The organism is Nocardia sp. NBC_00508 (genome assembly GCF_036346875.1).
GTDB lineage: Bacteria > Actinomycetota > Actinomycetes > Mycobacteriales > Mycobacteriaceae > Nocardia.
The window spans coordinates 2,716,346-2,737,078 of the sequence record NZ_CP107852.1 but is presented as its reverse complement, the minus strand read 5'-3'; the positions used below and the strand labels follow the sequence as shown (position 1 = coordinate 2,737,078).

12 protein-coding genes and 1 tRNA gene are annotated in these 20,733 nt (G+C 68.7%); 7 read left to right on the top strand and 6 right to left on the bottom strand.

What is annotated here, in order from left to right; genetic code table 11:
* Nucleotides 1-633: 633 nt before the first annotated feature.
* The 4 genes from OHA40_RS11955 to OHA40_RS11940 form a co-directional block, all read right to left on the bottom strand.
* A tRNA-Arg gene (locus OHA40_RS11955) sits at nt 634-709 on the bottom strand.
* A 99-nt stretch (nt 710-808) separates the two neighbouring features.
* Nucleotides 809-1,579: a DUF1542 domain-containing protein gene (locus tag OHA40_RS11950; RefSeq protein ID WP_330234138.1), complete on the bottom strand. Its 771-nt coding sequence runs from the start codon at nt 1,577-1,579 to the stop codon at nt 809-811.
* A 66-nt stretch (nt 1,580-1,645) separates the two neighbouring features.
* Entirely contained in the window at nt 1,646-3,118 is a 1,473-nt protein-coding gene (locus OHA40_RS11945) for a flavin-containing monooxygenase (RefSeq protein ID WP_330233117.1), read from the bottom strand.
* Between the two features lie 81 nt (nt 3,119-3,199).
* A complete protein-coding gene (locus OHA40_RS11940) occupies nt 3,200-4,342 on the bottom strand; it encodes an acyl-CoA dehydrogenase family protein (RefSeq protein ID WP_330233116.1) in 1,143 nt (380 codons plus the stop codon).
* 673 nt (nt 4,343-5,015) lie between these two features.
* On the opposite strand from OHA40_RS11940, the gene OHA40_RS11935 reads away from it, so the two are divergent.
* From OHA40_RS11935 to OHA40_RS11920, 4 genes are all read left to right on the top strand, one after another.
* The gene (locus tag OHA40_RS11935) at nt 5,016-5,411 is read left to right on the top strand and encodes an ArsR/SmtB family transcription factor (protein WP_330233115.1); all 396 of its coding nucleotides are present in this window, start codon (nt 5,016-5,018) and stop codon (nt 5,409-5,411) included.
* Entirely contained in the window at nt 5,408-6,535 is a 1,128-nt protein-coding gene (locus OHA40_RS11930; RefSeq protein ID WP_330233114.1) for a cation diffusion facilitator family transporter, read from the top strand. Before OHA40_RS11935 ends, OHA40_RS11930 begins: the two co-directional genes overlap by 4 nt.
* A gap of 128 nt (nt 6,536-6,663) precedes the next feature.
* A complete protein-coding gene (locus OHA40_RS11925; RefSeq protein WP_330233113.1) occupies nt 6,664-7,476 on the top strand; it encodes a serine hydrolase in 813 nt (270 codons plus the stop codon).
* A gap of 31 nt (nt 7,477-7,507) precedes the next feature.
* A complete protein-coding gene (locus tag OHA40_RS11920; protein WP_330233112.1) occupies nt 7,508-9,145 on the top strand; it encodes a long-chain fatty acid--CoA ligase in 1,638 nt (545 codons plus the stop codon).
* Nucleotides 9,146-9,172: 27 nt separating this feature from the next.
* Here the strand turns inward: OHA40_RS11920 and OHA40_RS11915 are convergent, their stop codons facing one another.
* On the bottom strand, nt 9,173-9,721 hold the full coding sequence (locus tag OHA40_RS11915; protein WP_330233111.1) for an HD domain-containing protein: 549 nt from the start codon (nt 9,719-9,721) through the stop codon (nt 9,173-9,175).
* Nucleotides 9,722-9,849: 128 nt separating this feature from the next.
* The gene (locus OHA40_RS11910; protein ID WP_330233110.1) at nt 9,850-10,245 is read right to left on the bottom strand and encodes an SCO5389 family protein; all 396 of its coding nucleotides are present in this window, start codon (nt 10,243-10,245) and stop codon (nt 9,850-9,852) included.
* A 557-nt stretch (nt 10,246-10,802) separates the two neighbouring features.
* Between OHA40_RS11910 and OHA40_RS11905 the strand changes: the two genes are divergently transcribed.
* The 3 genes from OHA40_RS11905 to OHA40_RS11895 all read left to right on the top strand — a co-directional run bounded on the left by OHA40_RS11905 (nt 10,803) and on the right by OHA40_RS11895 (nt 20,552).
* Nucleotides 10,803-11,681 (top strand): M23 family metallopeptidase, encoded by an 879-nt coding sequence (locus OHA40_RS11905; protein ID WP_330233109.1) that lies wholly within the window; start codon nt 10,803-10,805, stop codon nt 11,679-11,681.
* Between the two features lie 142 nt (nt 11,682-11,823).
* A complete protein-coding gene (locus tag OHA40_RS11900; protein WP_330233108.1) occupies nt 11,824-12,807 on the top strand; it encodes a LuxR C-terminal-related transcriptional regulator in 984 nt (327 codons plus the stop codon).
* 296 nt (nt 12,808-13,103) lie between these two features.
* On the top strand, nt 13,104-20,552 hold the full coding sequence (locus OHA40_RS11895; RefSeq protein ID WP_330233107.1) for an amino acid adenylation domain-containing protein: 7,449 nt from the start codon (nt 13,104-13,106) through the stop codon (nt 20,550-20,552).
* Nucleotides 20,553-20,733 lie beyond the last annotated feature (181 nt).

The following is a 20,733-nucleotide window of genomic DNA, read 5'->3' as shown; positions in this document are numbered from 1 at the left end:
TAGCTGACCAGCCAAATTGCCGTGATTGCGGGAGGTGGTCGGGCCATGCCTCTGGCGCGTTGTACACGGGGTCCAGTAACCAACGGCAGCGAAACTGATTATGGAGCGGCCCATGCGGAGTGGCGTTGCTCAGTCTTTGATGGGGCGGGTCTGGTTGTCGTCTGGCGTGGCTGGCGGTTGTTGTTGTTGGGTCGCATATCATTCAAGGATCTCGCAGAAGACCCTGGTTGTTGGGCGGTGAGGCGTTCGCCTTCCTGTCGACTACGTGTATTTCGAGGACTGTGTCGGGCCTGTCGGCCCGGCGCCGACGGCGTCAATCGCGTTCGCCGGACTGGCGTCCTTCTGCGGCGGGCTTGTCGGGCACGTCCTCAGTGTGCGCTGTAGACGAACCCGGTGATTCCGGCACCGGTGGGGTCGGCGTTCGGGTTGGTCGAGCGTTATCGCAGGTCAGGTGTGGGAAGTGGGCCGCCGCCTCCTTGAATGAGACCAGGTGGTCAGGTTATTGGGGGCCCTCAGTGCCCTACTTGAGGGGTGGGGTGCGAACCTGCGACGCGCGACCTGGGAAAATGCCTACGCTGATTTGGTTCTGTGGCGTTGTAAATCGCATCTACCTGTGCAAACGCTACGCAGGTTTGGTGCCCTCGGCAGGATTCGAACCTGCGACACCCGCTTTAGGAGAGCGGTGCTCTATCCCCTGAGCTACGAAGGCTGGTTGTGGTGGGCGGTGTGCCTACCTGGGACCGCCCGCAGTCTACCGGGTCGAGGGCTGGGAGTCCGCATCGCTGTCGCGGGTAGTTGCGGGAGGAGATCAGAAGCCGCCGTTGAAGCCTCCACCGCCGTCGAACCCTCCACTGTTGAAACCGCCGCCGTCGGTGCCGCCGGAGTAGTCGCCACCCTGGTCGTATCCGCCGCCGTGGTCAGCGGCCAGACCGTCCTGATACCCCTCGCCGTATCCGCTCTCGAACCCGTGGGCGTCGTACCCGACGCCGGACATCCCGGAGAACAGGGACGTGAACAGCAGCGCGGAACCGAGGCCCCAGGCGCCGCCGACCAGCGCGGGCTTCCACCAGGGCTCGGAGTACCAACCGGCGGGAACCGGTCGCCCGGCGACTCGGCCGCCGGGGTAGTAGTTCGGCGTTGCCGACGAGGGCTCGGGTGCGGCCGCGATCTGTCTGCCCTCGTACCGGACTACGCGCTTCTCGCTGACCTGCCCGGCGATGTTCTGGCCGTCGAGTGCGGCGATCGCGGGACCGGGGTCCATGCTCATCGCGGTGCGTGCGGCCCTGATGTAGTAGAGCCCTTCCAGCGCGGTCTGTTTCGCCAACCGTGCCTGTACGGGAGTGTGCGCCTGATCGAGTTGCGCGCCTGCGGCGAGATGCCGCTCGGATGCGTCGGCCAGCGCCTGGGTCGCCGCCTCGTTGCCGCCGGTGAGGCTGTAGACCTGGCCGCCGAGCCGCTCGTTCACCTGCCGGGCGTCGGCGAGCGCGTCGGCAAGTGCGATGGCTGCGCGCTGTTTGCTCCGTTGCGCCTGCCACACCAGCAAAGCGACAAGCACCACGATCACCACGACGATCAGCAGCCACCACACGGCGCACCTCTTCCGCTCGACCCCGGATGAGGCCAGCTTACTGACGGATTGCTGAGATTATGCTGAGTGCACAGGGGTCTGCGTCTCGTCGTAGTCGGATGGGTCGAAAGTTCTTGTCTTCCATCGGTATAAGACGGTGGCGCCGGGCCAGTTGTTGGTGATCCGGCCTGCGGCGTTGCGGTACCAGCTGGTGCAGAAGTTCCACGGCGTGTCTTTCAGGCGGTATTGCAGCCAGTCGTCCCAGCGCTGCTCGGTGGTGGGGCGGGCGGCGAGGTAGCGGCCGGGGCGGTCGGTGAGGTACTGGACGACCTGGCGGATGTAGCGGGCCTGGGATTCGAGCATGTAGATGATCGAGCCGGAGCCGACGTTGGTGTTCGGGCCGTACATCATGAACAAGTTGGGGAACTGCGGGACGGAGAGTCCGAGGTAGGCGCGGGCTCCGGCGTCGCCCCAGACGTCGGCGAGCTTGCGGCCGCCGAGTCCGGAGATGGTCATCGGTGCGAGGAACTCGGTGCCCTTGAATCCGGTGCCGTAGATGATGACGTCCACCTGGTGCTCGACGCCGCCGGCCGTGCGGATACCGGTCGGCGTGATCGCCTCGATGGCGGTGGTCTCCACGGTGACGTTCGGCTGTGCCAGAGCCGGAAAATAGTCGTTGGAGAACAGGCCGCGCTTGCAGCCCGCCGCGTAGTCGGGCGTCAGTTTCGCGCGCAGTTCGGCATCGGGGACCTGCTTGGCCCGGTGCCGGTCGGCCAGCGCGATCACCGGGGTCTTGATCGCGGGGATGTCGGTCAGCGCCAAGGCGAGGAACTCGAAGAACGACCATATGGCGAAGCGCTCGGCCATGCGGCTTGGCGGGAAGTGCTTGAACAGCGCATGGTGCAGGGCGCTGTACTCGACATCGGCTTTCGGCAGCACCCAGGCCGCCGAACGCTGGAACAGGGTGAGGTGGGCGGCACGGGGCTGGATACGCGGGATGAACTGGATCGCGCTCGCGCCGGTGCCGATGCAGGCGATGCGCTTGCCGGTGAGGTCGACCTCGTGGTTCCACTCGGCGGAGTGGAACGCGGGGCCGGTGAAAGTGTCGATGCCGGGGAGGTTCGGCAGTGCGGGACGGGACAGCTGACCGACCGCGGGGATGAGGACGTCGGCGGACAGCTGCGAACCGTCGGCTGTGCGCACGGTCCACTGACCGGTGTGCTCGTCGAACTCCGCGTCGGTCACCTCGGTGCCGAAGCGGATGAAGCGCCGCAGGCCGTACTTGTCGGCGACGCCGCGCATGTAGTCGTGGATGTCGCGCTGTTCGGAGAAACGCCGTGGCCAGTCGGATTTCGGTTCGTAGGACCAGGAGTACAGCGGCGAGGGCACGTCACAGGCCGCACCGGGATAGGTGTTCTCGCGCCATACGCCGCCGAGGTCGTCGGCGCGTTCGAGGATGGTGAACGTGTCCAGCCCGGCTCGCCGCAGCTCCAGTGCCATGCCGAGCCCGCCGAATCCGGCTCCGATAATGATGATGGACGGCGATCTCATGCCTCGAGAGTACGGGGGAGTACTTGCAGGCCAAAGGTATCCGCGGTCACTCGATTGGCATTTTCGGCCACATCTGGCGGGTTAGTTCCCGGCGAGCTGGCGCGCGATGACCAGGCGCTGGATCTGGTTGGTCCCCTCGAAGATCTGCATCACCTTGGCCTCGCGCATGTATCGCTCGACCGGGAAGTCCTGGGTGTAGCCGTAGCCGCCGAAGACTTGGACGGCGTCGGTGGTCACCTTCATGGCGGCGTCGGTGGCGACGAGCTTGGCCACGCTGGCCTGGCGCGAGTACGGCAATCCGTGGTCACGACGCCGCGCCGCGTCGATGTACGTGGCGCGGGCGGAGTCGACGGCCGCGGCCATATCGGCGAGGACGAACCCGAGGCCCTGGTGATCGATGATGTGACGACCGAAGGCCTCGCGCTCCTTCGCGTACGCCACGGCCTCGTCGAGGGCGCGCTGCGCCAGGCCGGTGGCGACCGCGGCGATGCCGAGACGGCCGGAGTCCAGTGCGCTGAAGGCGATCGAGAGTCCCTGGCCCTCGGCGCCGATGCGGCGTTCGACCGGCAGGAACGCGTCGTCGTAAGCGGCGGTGGTGGTCGGCACCGCGCGCAGGCCCATCTTCTCCTCGGGCTTGCCGAAGCTGAGTCCCTCGGTGTCGCTGGGGACCAGGAAGCAGGAGATACCGCGGGATCCTTCGCCGGTGCGGGCGAACAAGGTGTAGAAGTCGGCGCGGCCGCCGTTGGTGATCCAGGCTTTGGCGCCGTTGATCCGGTAGCCGCCCTCGACCGGGGTGGCGCGGCAGCGCAGCGCGGCCGCGTCGGAGCCGGCGTGTGGTTCGGACAGGCTGTAAGCGCCGATGGTTTCGCCGGAGAGCATCTCGGCCAGCCAGCATTGCTTCTGCTCGTCGGTGCCGAAGGTGAACAGCGGATGGCACGAGAGACCGTGCACGCTGACCGCGACGGCGATTGCGGCCCAGCGGGCGGCGAGCTCCTCGAGAACCTGCAGATACACCTCGTAGGGCTGAGCGCCGCCGCCGAATTCCTCCGGATACGGCAAGCTCAGCAGTCCGGCGGCCCCGAGCGCGGGGAAAACGCCCTCGGGGAAGATGCCGGTCTTCTCGCACTCGGCCACGCGGGGTTCGAGCACCTTGTCGGCGATGTCGCAGGTCAGCTCGAGCAGATCCCTGGCCTCGGGGGTGGGCAGCATTCGGTCCACTGGCATTGATCTACTCCGGTCGCTCGGTGCGTTTCTCGTGGTTCACAGTAACCGCGCGGTATCCGGGATCGGGCTCGTCCTCCCGCGGCGGCGCTCATGCCAGGGAGCGTCGTCCGGCTCGGTCACGCCAAGGGTGGAGCGGCCACCGCGGTGGGCGGGCAATGCAGTGTCGGGAACGACGATGCACTCTGACGACCTGCGCCGCCCCGAGCGCACACGGACGCACCGATGGCAGCAAGGGCGGGCCGATCGTCACGACCCTGGCGAAGATGCCTGCGGATGCGAACCGTTCAGTGCACAATGACCGGATCGCGTCGGCGAGGTGCCCGCGAATGTCGCGCGGCCGAAGGTGTCCGGCACTCGAACGTTCTCCTTGCACGTGCAGTTGTGTGTACAGCATGCGCACGAACTGCGATCTGGCATTGCACTATTCGTGCTGGTCAACGGGGTAGGTGTCGGTGCGAACCGAAAACGCCGGTGCGCCTGAGAAATTCGTTTGTCTCATTCGGGTGATATCCGGCCGATCTGCTGGCGCACTAGCGCCACACTCGACTAGGACAGAAAGCTGTTCGGATTCGGGGTCGACCGGTGTGTCGGCGGCAATGCAGGGGGTGCCGCCGCCACGCCGGCCCGGAGCGGCGCGCTGTACCAGGCCATCTGTATGTTCTATTATCTGCGTATGAATGCAGATAGCCAGAAAATACGGCCTCCGCTCGCGGAGGATCAGGTCGGGCTGGTTGTCGAGGTGTTCCGGATGCTGGCCGACCCGACGCGCGTGCAGGTGCTGTGGGCACTGGTCGATCGTGAACTGTCGGTGACCGACCTGGCCGGACAGGTCGGCAAGCCCGCGTCCTCGGTGTCGCAGCATTTGGCGAAGCTGCGGATGGCGCGTCTGGTGGACACGCGCAGGTCCGGCACGACGATCTTCTATCGCCTGGAGAACGAGCACGTCCGGCAATTGGTGGTCGACGCGGTGTACAACGCCGAGCACGCGGGACCTGGCGTTCCGGCGCACCACCGCGGCGCGGGCGCGGTGCGGGAACTGCCCCGCCCGGATGAGTCGAGTGCGTCATGAGCTGGGCGAAACATGCTGCCGGAGCACGAGTTACGGCGAGTGACGGGACCTGCGGTCGTCGCGCGCCGGACGTTCACGCACGCGAACACCGGCACGGACATCCCGGTCACCAGCACGGCGGCCACCGGCATCAGCACCGCAACGACGGGCACCATCATGAGCACCGGACGGGCCTGCTCGGCGCGCTGCGCGAAATCTTCGTCCCGCACAGCCATGACGCCGCCGAGAGCATGGACGACGCGCTCGAGTCCAGCGCTATCGGCATCCGCGCGGTCAAACTCAGCCTGGTCGTGCTGGGGTGCACGGCGGCGGTGCAGCTGCTGATCGTCGCCGCGTCCGGTTCGGTGGCGCTGGCAGCCGACACCATTCACAACTTCTCCGACGCGCTGACGGCCGTGCCGCTGTGGATCGCGTTCGCGCTCGGACGCAAGGCGGCTACCCGGCGTTACACCTATGGGTTCGGCAGGGCGGAGGACTTGGCGGGGCTCTTCGTCGTCGCGATGATCGCCCTGTCCGCGCTGATCGCGGGATACGAGGCGGTGCGCAGGGTGCTCGATCCGGTGCCGATCGACCATCTCGGCTGGGTCGCCACGGCAGGACTGATCGGGTTCCTCGGCAATGAGACGGTCGCGCTCTACCGGATTCGGGTCGGGCGGCGGATCGGCTCGGCGGCGCTGGTCGCCGACGGTCTGCACGCGCGCACCGACGGCTTCACGTCGCTGGCCGTGCTGCTCGGTGCGGGGGGAGTGGCCATGGGTTTCCCGCTGGCCGATCCGATCATCGGTCTGCTGATCACCATCGCGATCCTCGCGGTATTGCGCAGCGCGGCGCGCGACGTCCTGCGCCGGTTGATGGACGCGGTCGAGCCGGGGCTGGTCATGGCGGCCGAGCGGGCGCTGGTCGCCGAGCCGGGCGTGCAAGGCGTGCGCAGCCTGCGGATGCGCTGGATCGGGCATCGTCTGCACGCCGACGTGGAACTGGACGTCACGCCGACGATCACGCTCGCGGACGCACACCGGGTCGCGCACGACGCCGAGCACACGCTCACCCAAGTGGTGCCCAAGCTGAACAGCGCTGTCGTCCATGCCTATCCGGCACATGCCGAGGTCGCGGTACCGAGCTGAGCAGCGAAACTGAGGGCATCCGCCGTCGGACGGGTGGGTTCGGGAATCTCCGAGGCCTTGCCCGCCGCGGTCTACCGTTGGGTAGCATCCCCGGTGTGATGTGGCTCATGGTCGATGCGTGCTGAACCATGCTTGCGCGCGTACCGACCCTGCCGAGACTTCCTGACCTGGTCCGACGCAGTCACATCCCGGAAGATCTCGATTCCGTCGCATCCATCGGCGCCGAGGTGGCGCCGACCGACCTCGGCTTGGCGCCCGACTACGCCGAGCGCATCTGGCGGCGGATGCGGCTGGTGTACCGCAGCGGCGTGCATCCCGCCATCCAGGTGTGCGTGCGCAGGCACGGGCAGGTCGTCTTCGATCGAGCGCTGGGCCACGCGCACGGCAACGGTCTCGCGCACAACTATCCGACCGGGATGCCGCCATTGCCACCGCTGTCCAGCGCCATGGACCGGCTGCTCGGGATCAGCTTCGCCGAGGCCGTGGAGACCGGCAACGATCCGGCCTATCTGAGTGTCATCGCGCCCGCTGCGAATCTGGTCAGCACCGCCGTGGAGTTCACCCGTTTCTACGAGATCTTCCGCCGCGGCGGCGAACTCGACGGCGTGCGCCTGATGCGGCCCGGCACCATCGCCGCGGCGCTGGTGCCACAGTCCCGTATAGAGCCCGACCTCATGCTGGGCATGAACTTCGGCTTCGGGTACGGGCCGATGCTCGGCGGCCGGGTGTTCAGCCTGTTCGGCCCCGATACCAGGCGCGCCTTCGGCCATCTCGGCTTCACGAACAACGTGGCCTGGGCCGACCCCGAGCGCGCACTGACCTGTGCCGTGCTCACCAGCGGTAAACCGATTCTGTATCCCGAAGTGGCCCGGTGGATCGGGTTGCTCTACGGGATCACGTCGGAGACCCCGAAGGTGGCCGAAACGGACTTGGCTTTCTGAGCGGAAGTCACCGAAGAAAAGAGGAGTTCCGATGTTCAGCACTATGCAGGACGAGCCGTTGTCGCTGGCCACGTTGCTGCGCTACGCATCGACGTTCGCCGGAGATTCCACCGTGTCCACCTGGACCGGCACCGGCGTGCGCACCATGACCTATCGCGAGGTCGGCGTCGAGTCGGCGCGGTTGGCGAACGCGCTGCGCGGGTTGGGGATCGGGGTCGGCGACCGGGTCGGCACGTTCATGTGGAACAACAACGAACACCTGGTCGCCTACATCGCGGTGCCCGCGATGGGCGCGGTGCTGCATGCGCTGAACATCCGGTTGTTCCCCGAACAGGTCGTCTACGTGGCCAACCATGCCGAAGACCAGGTGGTACTGGTGGACGGCACGCTGGTGCCGCTGTTCGCCCAGATCCTTCCGCACCTGACGACGGTCCGTCACGTCATCGTGGTCAACGGTGACGCGGCGACGCTGGACGCCCCCGAGGGCGTGCAGGTGCATTCCTACCCCGAACTGCTGGCCGCGCAGCCGGACACCTACGACTTCCCGGTGATCGACGAGCGCTCCGCCGCCGCGATGTGCTACACCTCCGGCACCACGGGCGACCCGAAGGGCGTGGTGTATTCGCACCGCTCCAACTGGCTGCACGCCATGCAGGTCAGCGCGAACAACGGGATGGGCCTGTTCGAAACCGACACCATCCTTGCCATCGTGCCGCTGTTCCACGCGAATGCCTGGGGCCTGCCGTACGCGGCGCTGCTGTCCGGCTCGAATCTGCTCATGCCGGACCGGTTCCTGCAGCCTGGTCCGCTGCTGGAGTGTATGGCCGCGCAGAAGCCGTCCTTCGCCGCCGCGGTGCCGACCATCTGGGGCGGGGTGCTGGCGGCGTTGGCGGCGAATCCGCAGGACATCACGCACCTGCGCTCGGTCGTGGTGGGCGGCTCGGCCGTTCCGCCGTCGATGATGCACACTTTCGAGGACAAGCACGGGGTGCGGGTGCTGCACGCGTGGGGCATGACCGAGACCTCGCCGCTGGGCAGCGTCGCCCATCCACCCGCTACCGCGGTCACCGAGGAAGAGCAGTGGGCCTACCGGGTGACTCAGGGCCGGTTCCCGGCCGGCGTGCAGGCCCGCCTGGTCGGCGACGCGGGCGTGGTCGCGAACGACGGGGAGGCGCTCGGCGAGCTGGAAGTGCGCGGTCCGTGGATCACCGGCTCCTACTACTCGCCCGAGGGCACGCCGGTGGACCCGGAGAAGTTCGACGACGGCTGGTTGCGCACCGGTGATGTCGGCAAGATCAGCCCGGACGGCTATCTCACCCTGGTCGATCGCTCCAAGGACGTGATCAAGTCCGGTGGTGAATGGATTTCGTCGGTGGATCTGGAGAACGCCATCATCGGCCACCCGGCGGTGGCCGAGGCCGCGGTGATCGGCGTGCCGGACGAGAAGTGGGACGAGCGCCCGCTGGTGGCGATCGTGCTGGCCGAGGGCGCCGAGGCCAAGCCCGAAGAGCTGCGCGAGTTCCTGGCCGACAAGTTCGCGAAATGGCAGTTGCCCGAACGCTGGACTTTCATCGCGGAGGTCCCCAAGACCAGCGTGGGCAAGTTCGACAAGAAGCGGTTGCGCGGCCAGTACGCCGACGGCGACCTGGACGTCACCACCCTCGGCTGACGCCTTCCTTCCCGGGACCGCCCCGCGTCACCACTTCACCATCGGCAGTGGTGACGCGGGGTTGGTCCGCAGCCGTCGCGCGGTCAGGCGGACCAATGTGCGATGAAAGCCGTGGTTCGGATAGCGTTTCGCCAGATCGCGGTAAGCGGCGCGGGAGACGCCGAACCGCCTGAGCAGACCGCGTCCGACATCGATGGCGTCGGCGCGGCGGAAGATCTCGACCGGGTCGTGCGGTGGGCCCGCCGGGCGAATCCGGTGGTGTTCGTTGATCATCGACACCACCAGGCCGGTCAGGTCGTCGCGGTCGATGCTCGCCAGCCAGGCTCGGGCCAGGTCGCAGGAGGGGCCCAGGTAGTCGAAGGTGCCCGCGGACCAGATGCCGATGTCGTGCAGGGTGGCCGCGGTCAGGTATTCCTCGCGGGCGCTCGGCGGAGGTTGCTGATCGGCGGCCAGTAGATCGCACAGCGCCAGGACGCGCAGTACGTGATTGGTGTATGCGGCGCGGTCCGCTCCGAGCTGTTGCTGCCACGGCGCCAGCCGGGCTTCGACCTCATCACGAAGATCGTTGCTGCTCATGGCGGTTCACCCTACGCGCGCGGTATCGCGCTGAACGGTGGCGACGCGCGGATGTGCCGGACTTGTCCGAACGAACACCCGGCGCGGACCGAAACGGTTTGCCGCGCCGGGTGTTCAGGTCGCGCCGATCAGCAGTTGCGCAGTTCGGGGCTCTGGTTGAGCAGCTGCGCCCTGGTGCCGATGAACGTGGTGTAGGTCTCGCCGCCGACCGCGGACAGCGGGAACGCGGCGACCCGATGGCAGTTCTGGAAGGCGAGTTTCACCCCGAAGTGCCGCTCGAGTCCGCCGCGGATGGCGTCGGAAGCCATGGCGCGCAGCAGCTGGCCGCGGGCCACCTCGTCTGGCGGGGCGACCGTGTTGTCGGCGAATTCCGCGGTGCCGCCGGACCGCAGTTCACCGGCCACCCGGCTGACGACCTCCCAGGCGTACGGCAGCGAATTGCGCACGACCTCGACGAAGTCGGCGTCGTCGACCTCGCCGCGCTCGGCGCGTTCGAGTAGTGCGGTGGGGACATCAAGGGACATAACGCTCTCCTCCAGTGCTGGACGTCGATGCGATGCGCCCCGAGTCTAATCGACATTCGTTGTCAACAACACTGGATTCGGTGTCAAAGTGCTTTTTCCAGTGCGGTTTTCGTGTCTGCCGCCAGTGTGCGGATCAGGTCCCGGCTGGTGTTTCCGGTGCCGGAGCATGTTTCGGCCCGCCTAGGGGTCGACCTCGTCGGCATGCGGCGGTGTCGGCGGCGCTCAGGTACCCGGCGGCCACTCGGCCGAAGCCGCCCGCCTCGGCGACCGGCGGCGGTCAGTTCCGGGAGTGGAGGGGCCGCTGGCCATGGGGCGAGCACGATCGGGACGGCCAAGTGGTCCATGATCACGGTCCAAGTCTCGCCCATCTGGACGTGTGACCCGTGCCTCACCTGCGAATTCTCCGCCGAAGGTTGCGGAATGGTCACGACGAGGTAGAGTTCCCATCACAACGGATGCCAAACCGTTATCTGCTCGTCGTCACCGGATCGTTATTAAACCCGGTTCGGCGCCGGGCCCCGGCATCCGGACCCTGTACGTCGACCGAGGATCAAGCTTTGTCGCAGCACCGTGTAGGCCCCAGTTCCATTACCGTGCAGAGCCTCCTCGGCGAGGGCGGCGCCACGGACCGGCCGACGCGGCACCGCGCCGAGCCGTCCGCGGCCGAGCGGGTGAAGGCCGCCGCGAGCGCCGCGGTCGCCGCGGGCGCGCTGATCGGCGCCGCCAGCCAGGTCGCCCCGGCACTCGCGTACGCCTCCCCGCTGCTGCCAGGCGCGCACGATGCCGACGAGGAGTCGGCCGCCGCGCCCACCACGGTCAAGGGCACGGGCAACCTTCCGGTTGCCGAGGCCAAGGCCGCCGCCGAGCCGGTCGCCGAGGCCGCCCCGGCGCCCGCTCCCGTCGCGGCCACCGCGATCGCGGCTCCGGTCGCCACCCCCTTCGGCATCCCCAATCTCCCGCCCGAGATCGTCGCGCCGCTGGCCCAGGCGGAGGAGGCACTCAGGGGTGTGCAGCAGCAGGTCGCGCCGCCGTCAGCGGTGCGCCCGGTGGGCGGTGCGATCAGCTCCGGCTTCGGCAGCCGCTGGGGCGCCATGCACTATGGCCTCGACTTCGCCGACGCGCTCGGGGCCCCGATCCACTCGGTGAGCAACGGCACGGTGATCGAAGCGGGTCCGGCCTCCGGGTTCGGCCTGTGGGTGCGCGTGCTGCAGGACGACGGCACCACCGCGGTCTACGGCCACGTGAACGAGATGTTCGTGCACGAGGGCCAGCGGGTGAACGCGGGCGACGTGATCGCCACCGTCGGCAACCGGGGTCAGTCCACCGGACCGCATCTGCACCTGGAGATCTGGGATCAGGCCGGTGCCAAGATCGACCCGCTGCCCTACCTCTCCGCCAAGGGCGTGCCCATGCAGTGGGGCCCGTCGGCGCACTGATTTCCCTGTCCGGCTTGATATTCCGACCATCGCACAGTTGCGCGCCGCGGTGCTTCCCGCACCCCGATGCGGCGCGAAGCGATGCGCGCTCGGGTCTTGTGGACCCGCCCCATCAACACCGGTCGGTCGCTAGGCTCGGGCCGTGATCGAGCTGGGCCATATCTTCGAGCCTGGGTCACCGCACGGCCGCACCTATGCCGTGCTGGTGCACCATCCGCGATCGAGTCTCGCCGATATCGCGCAGTACCTGGGCGTTTCGGAAGACCTCGCCGCCGACTCGTTGGATGTGTTGTGTGAGTTACGCGCCGCGGTCCGCATCGAGAGGCACGACGGCGGCCCCGTCTGGGATGCGCACGCACCGGAATCGTTGTCGGAATCCGAGGCGCGGCGCAGGCAACAGGAGATCAACCAGATGCACGCCGCCGCGGCGCGACTGAGCGAGACGTTCCGTTCGGTGCGCCGCTCACCGCGCGGTAACGGCGCCGTGGTGCCGGTGTACGAGCGGCTGGAAATGCTGGCGGATTTCGAGGAGCTGCAGACCGGCGCGCGCGGCTGCGTCAAGCTGGTCGAACGCGGACCGTACCTCAGCGATCCGGAGCGCGAGCGGCAGCTGTTCCAGCTCAAACGAGCCAGGCTCGGCGACGGCATCCGTTACCAGACGCTGTATCAGGACACTGTCTATCAGGACCCCGAACGCCTGCGTCACGCGCTGTCCACCAATGCCAGTGGCGCGCAGGCCAGGACGCTGCCCGAGCCGCCGTTCAAGCTGATCATCAGCGACGACGAGCGGGCCAGCCTGGTGCTGCACGCCGACGAACGCAGGCCCGATCCGATGGGGCTGCGCATCACCGGATCTCCCGCGCTCGAGTTGCTGATCAAGACCTTCGACGTGCTGTGGACGATGGCCGCGCCCATCTCGGTGAACCCGGCCGCCGAGGCGCTGGACGAACGCGACCGTGCGATCCTGACCCTGATGGGGCTCGGCGCCACCGACGACACCATCGCACGCAGACTCGGGATGTCGCGGCGCACGGTGGTCCGCCGCACCGCCCGGCTGCTGGAGCGGCTCGGCGCGAGCACCAGATTCCAGGCGGGGGTGCAAGCGACCCGGCGCGGGTGGCTGTGAACAAGTTCACCGATGCGGGGCAGGCCTGCAACATGACCGTCCCTGCGCCGATATAACGACAGGCATCAGGCAAGACGCCGCTTCCAGGGGAATCCGGCGGTGTTCGACGAGAGGACGGTAGGGAAGCAGTAGGGGCGCGGACCGCACTCGCGGTAGCCGCGGCAATCCAAGTACGGCGCGCGGGCTTACCGATCAGTCCCTTATATGATTGCTCGGACCGCGCTGGGCCCGAGAAACAGACCCTCGGTCTGGATATGTCCGGGTCCTGGCTCGATGCGAGAGGTGAATGCACTCGAATGGAAACCGCCCGTCGCTCCGCTCGTGGTAGCCGTCGCCGCAGGTCGGGCAGTCCCCTCTTCGGTCAACTGCTCACCGCCGCGGTCGAGTCCGCCGCCACCGAGGTCGCGATCCGGTTCAACCCGACGGGGGATCCGGCCGACGATCGGGAGCTCACCTACGCCGAATTGGACGCGGCGTCCTCGCGGCTGGCCAGGGAACTGATCGAGCGCGGTGTCGGGCCCGGCGACGTGGTCGCCATCGGAATCTCGCGCAGCGTGGAGTCGGTGGTCGCGGTCTGGGCCATCGCGAAGACCGGCGCGGCCTACGTGCCGGTGGATCCGACCTACCCCGCCGACCGGATCAACCACATCATCGCCGATTCCGGCGCGGAGGTCGGTCTCACCACCTCGGCGCACCGCGCGGTGCTCGGTACCGGCGCCTACTGGGTCGAGCTGGACGACCCGGTGCTGTCCGCCCGGATCGCCGCGCGCGCGGGCCACCCCATCTCCTACACCGACCGGGTCCGCCCGCTGGACGAGCGGCACCCGGCCTACGTCATCTACACCTCCGGATCGACCGGGAAGCCCAAGGGCGTCGTGGTCTCGCACAGCGGCTTGGCCGGGCTGGTAGCCGCGGAGCGCGAGCACTACGGGGTGACCGAGGAATCGCGGGTACTGCACGTCTGCTCGCCGAACTTCGACGTCTCGGTGCTCGAACTGCTGCTGGCGTTCTCCTCCGGCGCGACGCTGGTGATCGCGCCCCCGACCGTGTTCGGCGGTTTCGAACTGGCGGATCTGCTGCGGCGCGAGCACGTCACGCACATGCTCATCACCCCGGGCGCCCTGGAATCGGTGGATCCGGCCGGTCTGGACGATCTCCAGGTCGTGGTGGTGGCCGGTGACAAGTTCGGTCCGGAACTCGTCGGCCGCTGGGCGGGCGAGCGCGAGTTCTACAACGGCTACGGGCCCACCGAGGCAACCATTCTCGCCACCAGCACGCCGCCGATGGCGCCGGGCGAGCCCATCACGATCGGCACGCCCATCCCGGGGGTCGGTGCGTTCGTGCTCGATTCACGCTTGCGGCCGGTGCCGGCCGGAGTGGTCGGCGAGCTCTACCTGTCCGGTCTCGCGCTGGCGCAGGGCTATCTCGGCCGGCCGGGGCTGACCGCGGAGCGGTTCGTCGCCAGCCCGTTCGGCGCCGACACCGGCAACCTCGGCGCGCGGCTGTACCGCACCGGAGACCTGGTGCGCCGCACCGAATCCGCCGGCCAGGACGGTGGCGCCATCGAATACCTCGGCCGCTCGGACTTCCAGGTGAAGATCCGCGGTTTCCGCATCGAACTCGGCGAGATCGACAACGCGCTCACCAGCCACCCGGACATCGATTTCGCGGCAACTCTCGGCAAGGCGCTGCCGTCGGGCGCGACCGCGCTGGTGTCGTATGTGCTGCCCCGGTCGGGGCTCGACGTGGACACCGGCGCGCTCGCCGAATTCGCCGGAGAGTCGTTGCCCGCGTACATGATTCCCGCCTCCATCATGGTGCTGGACGAGATCCCGCTGACACCGGTCGGCAAGCTCGACCGCGCGGCGCTGCCCGAACCCGTCTTCGCCGCGCGCGCGTTCCGCGCGCCCTCGACGCCGGTCGAGGAGATCGTCGCCGAGGTGTTCGCCGCGCTGCTGGTGCCCGAGGAGGACGGCCGCGTCGGCGCGGACGACGACTTCTTCGAACTCGGCGGCAACTCGCTGCTGGCCGCGCAGGCCGCCGCGCGCATCGGGGCGGCGCTGAACCTGCGGGTGCCGGTGCAGTTGCTGTTCGAGGCGACCACCGTCGCCGCGCTCGCCGCCAGGGTGGAGCAGCACGCGGGTTCGGCCGCGGGTCGAGCGCTGCACGCGAGTCCGCGCCCGGAGCGGGTGCCGCTGTCCTACGCCCAGCAGCGCATGTGGTTCCTGAACCGATTCGATCCGGCCAGCGCGGTCAACAACATCCCGGTCGCGGTACGACTATCGGGTCGGCTCGACGTCGACGCGCTGAGCGTTGCGATGCGGGATCTCGCCGAGCGGCACGAGGTGCTGCGAACCAGCTACCCGGAAGTCGACGGCGAGGGCTACCAGCTGGTGCTGCCCACGGCCGATCCGCGTGCCGTGCCGGAGCTCGTGGTCCAGCAGGCCGCGGAGTCCGAGGTGCCCGCGCTCGTGGCCGCCGCGGTGACCGAGGGTTTCGACGTCACCGCCGCGCCGCCGGTGCGGGTGCGCCTGCTCGTGCTGAGCGAGACCGAGCATGTGCTGATCTGCGTGGTGCACCACATCGCGGGCGACGGTTTCTCCATGGGTCCGCTGACCCGCGACCTGATGAGCGCCTACCTGGACCGGATGCATGGCGGCGCGCCGGAATGGCCGGCGCTCGAGGTGCAGTACGCCGACTTCGCGATCTGGCAGCGCGAGATCCTCGGCGCCGAGGACGACCCGGATTCCGTGCTGGCGCAGCAGATCTCCTTCTGGCGCACCGCATTGGCCGCGCTGCCCGAGCAATTGGAGCTGCCTGCGGACCGGTCGCGTCCCGCGGTCGCCTCCCAGCACGGCGCCACGCTCGGCTTCGAGATCGACGCCGAGGTGCATGCCGGGCTGAGCAGTCTTGCGCAGCGGCACAATTCGACGTTGTTCATGGTGGTGCACGCGGCGCTGGCCGTGCTGCTGGCCCGCCTGTCGGGCACCAGGGACATCGCCATCGGCACCCCCGTCGCCGGCCGCGGCGAAGCTGCGTTGGACGACTTGATCGGCATGTTCGTCAACACGCTGGTGCTGCGCACCGAAATCGACCCTGGCGTGCGCTTCGACGAGCTGCTGCGCGAAGTGCGCACGATCGACGTCGAGGCGTTCGGCCATGCCGACGTTCCGTTCGAGCGGCTGGTCGAGCTGCTCGACCCGGTGCGGTCGACCGCGCGTCACCCGCTGTTCCAGGTGATGCTGACCTTCCAGAACCTGGCCCGCACCGAGCTGGAGCTGCCCGGGCTCTCGGTATCCGCGGTGGACCTCGCGGTGCCGCTGGCGAAGTTCGACTTGCAACTGGCGCTGGTGGAGAACCTCGACCGGCAGGGCGGCGCGCGGGGCATGTCGGCGGCCTTCACCTACGCCACCGATCTGTTCGACGAGGCGACCGTGCAGGACTTCGCCGATCGCTTCGGCCGGATCCTGCACGCGGTGGCCCTCGACGCCACGGCGACCGTCGGCGATATCGACGTGCTGGCGCCCGGCGAGCGCGAACTGGTGCTGCACGAGTGGAACACCCCTGGCGCCGTGGTGCCCGAAGTAACCCTGGTGGACCTGATCCGCGCGCAGGCGCGCAGGCGGCCCAACGCGGGCGCGATCCGATTCGGGGACACCACACTGACTTTCGGCGAGTTCCAACGCCAAGCGAATCGGGTCGCCCGTGCCTTGATCGCGCAGGGCGCGGGCCCGGAGTCGCTGGTGGCCGTCGCGGTCCCGCGGACCGAGGAGCTACCCGTCGCGCTGTTGGCGGTGCTGACGGCCGGTGCGGCGTACCTGCCGATCGACACCACCTATCCGGTGCAGCGACTGGAGTTCATGCTCGCCGACGCGGCACCAATCTGCATCCTGGCCACCGCCGCGGAGCGGGAAGCGCTGCCCGCGGGCACTATTCCGGTGCTGCTGCTCGAGGACATCCTCGGGCCGGCCACCGCATTCGACGACGCCCCGATCCGCGACGCCGACCGCATCGCACCATTGCGTCCGGACAACCTGGCGTATGTCATCTACACCTCGGGCTCCACCGGCGTGCCCAAGGGCGTCGGCGTCGCGCACCGCAACGTCATCGAATTGTTCGCCAACACCCAGCTGCTGTTCGAGTTCGACGAGACCGACGTGTGGACGCTGTTCCATTCGTTCGCCTTCGACTTCTCGGTGTGGGAGCTGTGGTGCGCGCTGGCCAACGGCGGCACGGTGGTGGTGGTCGACTACCTGACCTCGCGATCGCCGGAGCAGTTCCGTGAGCTCTTGATTCGCGAACAGGTCACCGTGCTCAACCAGACCCCGTCGGCGTTCTACCAGCTCGCCGAGGCCGACCGGGCCGCGCACCCGAAGGAGCAGGGCAAGTTCGCGCTGCGCTACGTGGTGTTCGGCGGCGAGGCGCTGGATCTGCGCCAGTTGCGGCGCTGGTACGAGCGTCATCCCGTGGATTCGCCGTGGCTGGTGAACATGTACGGCATCACCGAGACCACGGTGCACGTCTCGTTCCTGTCGCTGGACGAGCAGATGGCGGACAACGCGGCCAGCGTCATCGGCCGCGCGCTGCCCGGCCTGGACGCCTATGTGCTCGATGATCGGCTGAACCCGGCGCCGGTCGGCGTGGCGGGCGAGATCTACGTCGCGGGCGCCCAGCTGTCTCGCGGCTACCTCGGCCGTCCCGGTCTGGCCGCCGTGCGCTTCGTCGCGAATCCGTTCGGCGCGCCTGGATCTCGGATGTACCGCACCGGCGATATCGGCCGCTGGGTCGGTTTCGGTGGTCAGGCCACCCTGGAGTACGCGGGCCGCGGCGATCAGCAGGTGCAGCTGCGTGGCTTCCGTATCGAACTCGGCGAGATCGAATCGGCGCTGTTGCGCTGCCCCGGCGTGAGCCAGGCCGTGGTGCTGGTCCGCTCGGACCAGCACACGGGCGATCGCCTGATCGGCTACGTCGTCCCGGACGCCGGCGCCACACTCGACTCGACCGTGCTGCGGGCCCAAGTATCGGAGTTCCTGACCGGCTACATGGTTCCGGACGCCGTCGTGGTGCTGGACGTCCTGCCGCTCACGCCGAACGGCAAGCTGGACCGCAGGGCCCTGCCCGCACCGGAGTTCGTCGGCGCGGCGGCTTTCCGTGCGCCGAGTTCGCCGGTCGAGCAGGCGGTGGCGGAGGTGTTCGCCGGACTGCTCGGCGCCGCCGAGGTCGGCCTCGACGACGACTTCTTCGCGCTGGGCGGCAATTCGCTGCTGGCCACCAGGGTGGTCGCGCGGATCAACGAGGCGCTGGACGCGAATCTCGCGGTGCGCGAACTGTTCGAGGCGCCCACCGTCGCCGCGCTGGCCGCCCGCGTGGTGCCCGGCGCGGGTGGCGCGGCGCGACCGCCGCTGGTCCGCGCCGAGCGGATGGAGCCGGTGCCGCTGTCGCTGGCGCAGCAGCGGATGTGGGTGCTCAACCAGTTCGATCCTGCTTCGCCCGCCTACAACATTCCGCTGGCGATCCGATTGACCGGCGTGCTGGACGTGTCCGCGTTGCGCTACGCCTTGGCGGACGTGCTGGAGCGGCACGAATCGCTGCGCACGCGCTACCCGGCGAGCGGGCCGGGCGGGCTGCCGTACCAGGAGATCCTGTCCGTCGCCGAGGCGCTGCCCAATGGACTGGAGGTGGCCGCCACCGACGACCCGATCGGCCGGATCACCGAGCTGATGCACACCGGATTCGATGTGACCGACGAGGTTCCGGTGCGCGGCCTGCTGCTGGAGGCCGGGCCGGACGAACACCTGCTGGCCATGGTCGCACACCACATCGCCGCCGACGGCGCCTCGATGGCCCCGCTGGCCCGCGACCTGATGACCGCCTACCTGGCCAGGGTCCGCGGAAACTCGCCGCGCTGGTCGCCGCTGGAGGTGCAGTACGCGGACTTCGCGATCTGGCAGCGCGGTGTCATCGGCACCGACGACGAGGAGAACTCGGTGGCCGCACGCCAGTTGGCGTACTGGCGCGAACAACTCGCCGGGCTGTCCGGCGAACTGCATCTGCCGCTGGATCGTCCGCGCCCCGCGGTGCCGACGATGCGTGGAGCCAACACCGGATTCGCCATCGCGCCCGAGGTGCACGCGGCGCTGGCCAAGCTGGCGCGCGAGCACAATTCGACGCTGTTCATGGTCGTGCACGCGGCGCTGGCCGTGCTGCTGGCCCGGTTGTCCGGCGACTCCGACGTGGCCATCGGCACGCCGATCGCGGGCCGCGGCGAACGCGTGCTCGATGATCTGGTCGGCATGTTCGTCAACACCCTGACGCTGCGCACCGCCGTCGATACCGGGGCGACCTTCGCCGAGCTGGTCGATCAGGCCCGCCAGACCGACCTGGCGGCCTTCGCCAACGCGGACATCCCGTTCGAGCGGGTGGTGGAGAAGGTCGTTCCTGGACGCACCACGTCGCGCAGCCCACTGTTCCAGGTGATGCTCTCGTTCCAGAACGCCGAGCAGCCGACCCTGGAGCTGCCCGGACTGACGGTGGCGGCATTGGACGCGGGTGCGGCTGCGGCGAAGTTCGATCTCCAGGTGACCGTGGAGCCACGGCACCGCGCCGACGGGTCGCTCGATGATCTGATCACCGTGATCACCTATGCGACCGACGTCATCGATGAGTCGACCGCCCAGGCCTTCGGACGCAGGCTGGAACGCATCCTCACTTCGGTGGTCGCCGACCCGGAGGTGTGCGTCGGTGATATCGACATACTCGATGCCGACGAGCGCAATCGCGTATTCGCCACTCCGGAGGCGACCAGGGATGTGGCCGGAACCGAGATCGCGGCGCCGACCGCGGGCACCGCGCTGACCAGGCTGTTCGCTGTCGCGGTTGAGGACGATCCGGACGGACCCGCCGTGGTGTGGGGTGAGGAGGCGTTGTCGTTCCAGGACATCCACACCCGATCGTCGCGGCTGGCGCGGGCACTGATCGCGCGCGGCTGCGGGCCGGGCACCGGCGTGGCGATCCGCCTGGATCGCGGCATCGATGCGGTCGTGACCGTCTGGGCGGTGCTCGAGGCCGGGGCCGCGCTGGTTCCGGTGCCCTCGGTCGACGCGGCGCTGCCCGGCGAGCTGGAGGTCAAGGTGGGGCTGGTCGCCGCGGCCGATGTCGTGCGCCAGGCGGGGAGCCGTGCGTCGGCTATCGGCAGTGTCGACTGGCTGGCGTTCGACGATCCTGCGGTGGTCGCCGAAATCGCCGCCCAATCGCCGCGGCCGGTGACGTACGCGAATCGGATACGAACGTTGCGCGGAGACGATCCGGCGGTCGTGCCGGCGGGAGTGGATCCTGCACAGCGGTATGGCGTGTCCTACGACGCGTTGGCGGCCGCGGCGTCTCGGTTGACCGCTCGGACCGGGCTGACCTTCGAATCCCGCACCTACCGGCACGGCCGCCCGGAGTCGGTGACCGCCGTGCTCGAGGCAGTGGCCGCGGGCAGCGCGGGCGCTTCGATAGTGATCGCCGCGGACGCCGAATCGGCGGAAGCCGACCCGTGGACGTTGCTCGCGGAGGAGTGGGTGACGCATCTGTTCACCGACGCCGCCGATCTCGCCGCGATCGACCCGGCCGAGTTGGAAGACCTGCGGGCTGTGGTGCTGGACGAGGGCCATCCGGTGCCCGCGCCGATAGCCCGGAGTGCGCTGCAGGTGGTCGCGCTCCCGGATCTCCTCGGGAACGAGGTATCGGGCGATGTCGGGTGAATCCGGCCTATCGGGCGCGGTTGAGGAAGCCATAGAGATCGGTATCGTGTCCGAGGGGACCGAATAGCGCCGCGACCGACGATGCCGTGCTAGCGGCGGGCGCGCCGGATCGATGGTGCGCGGTGGCGATCGGGCTGCCGACGCTGAGCAGATGGACAGCTAAACCAGATAGTAGTGAGGG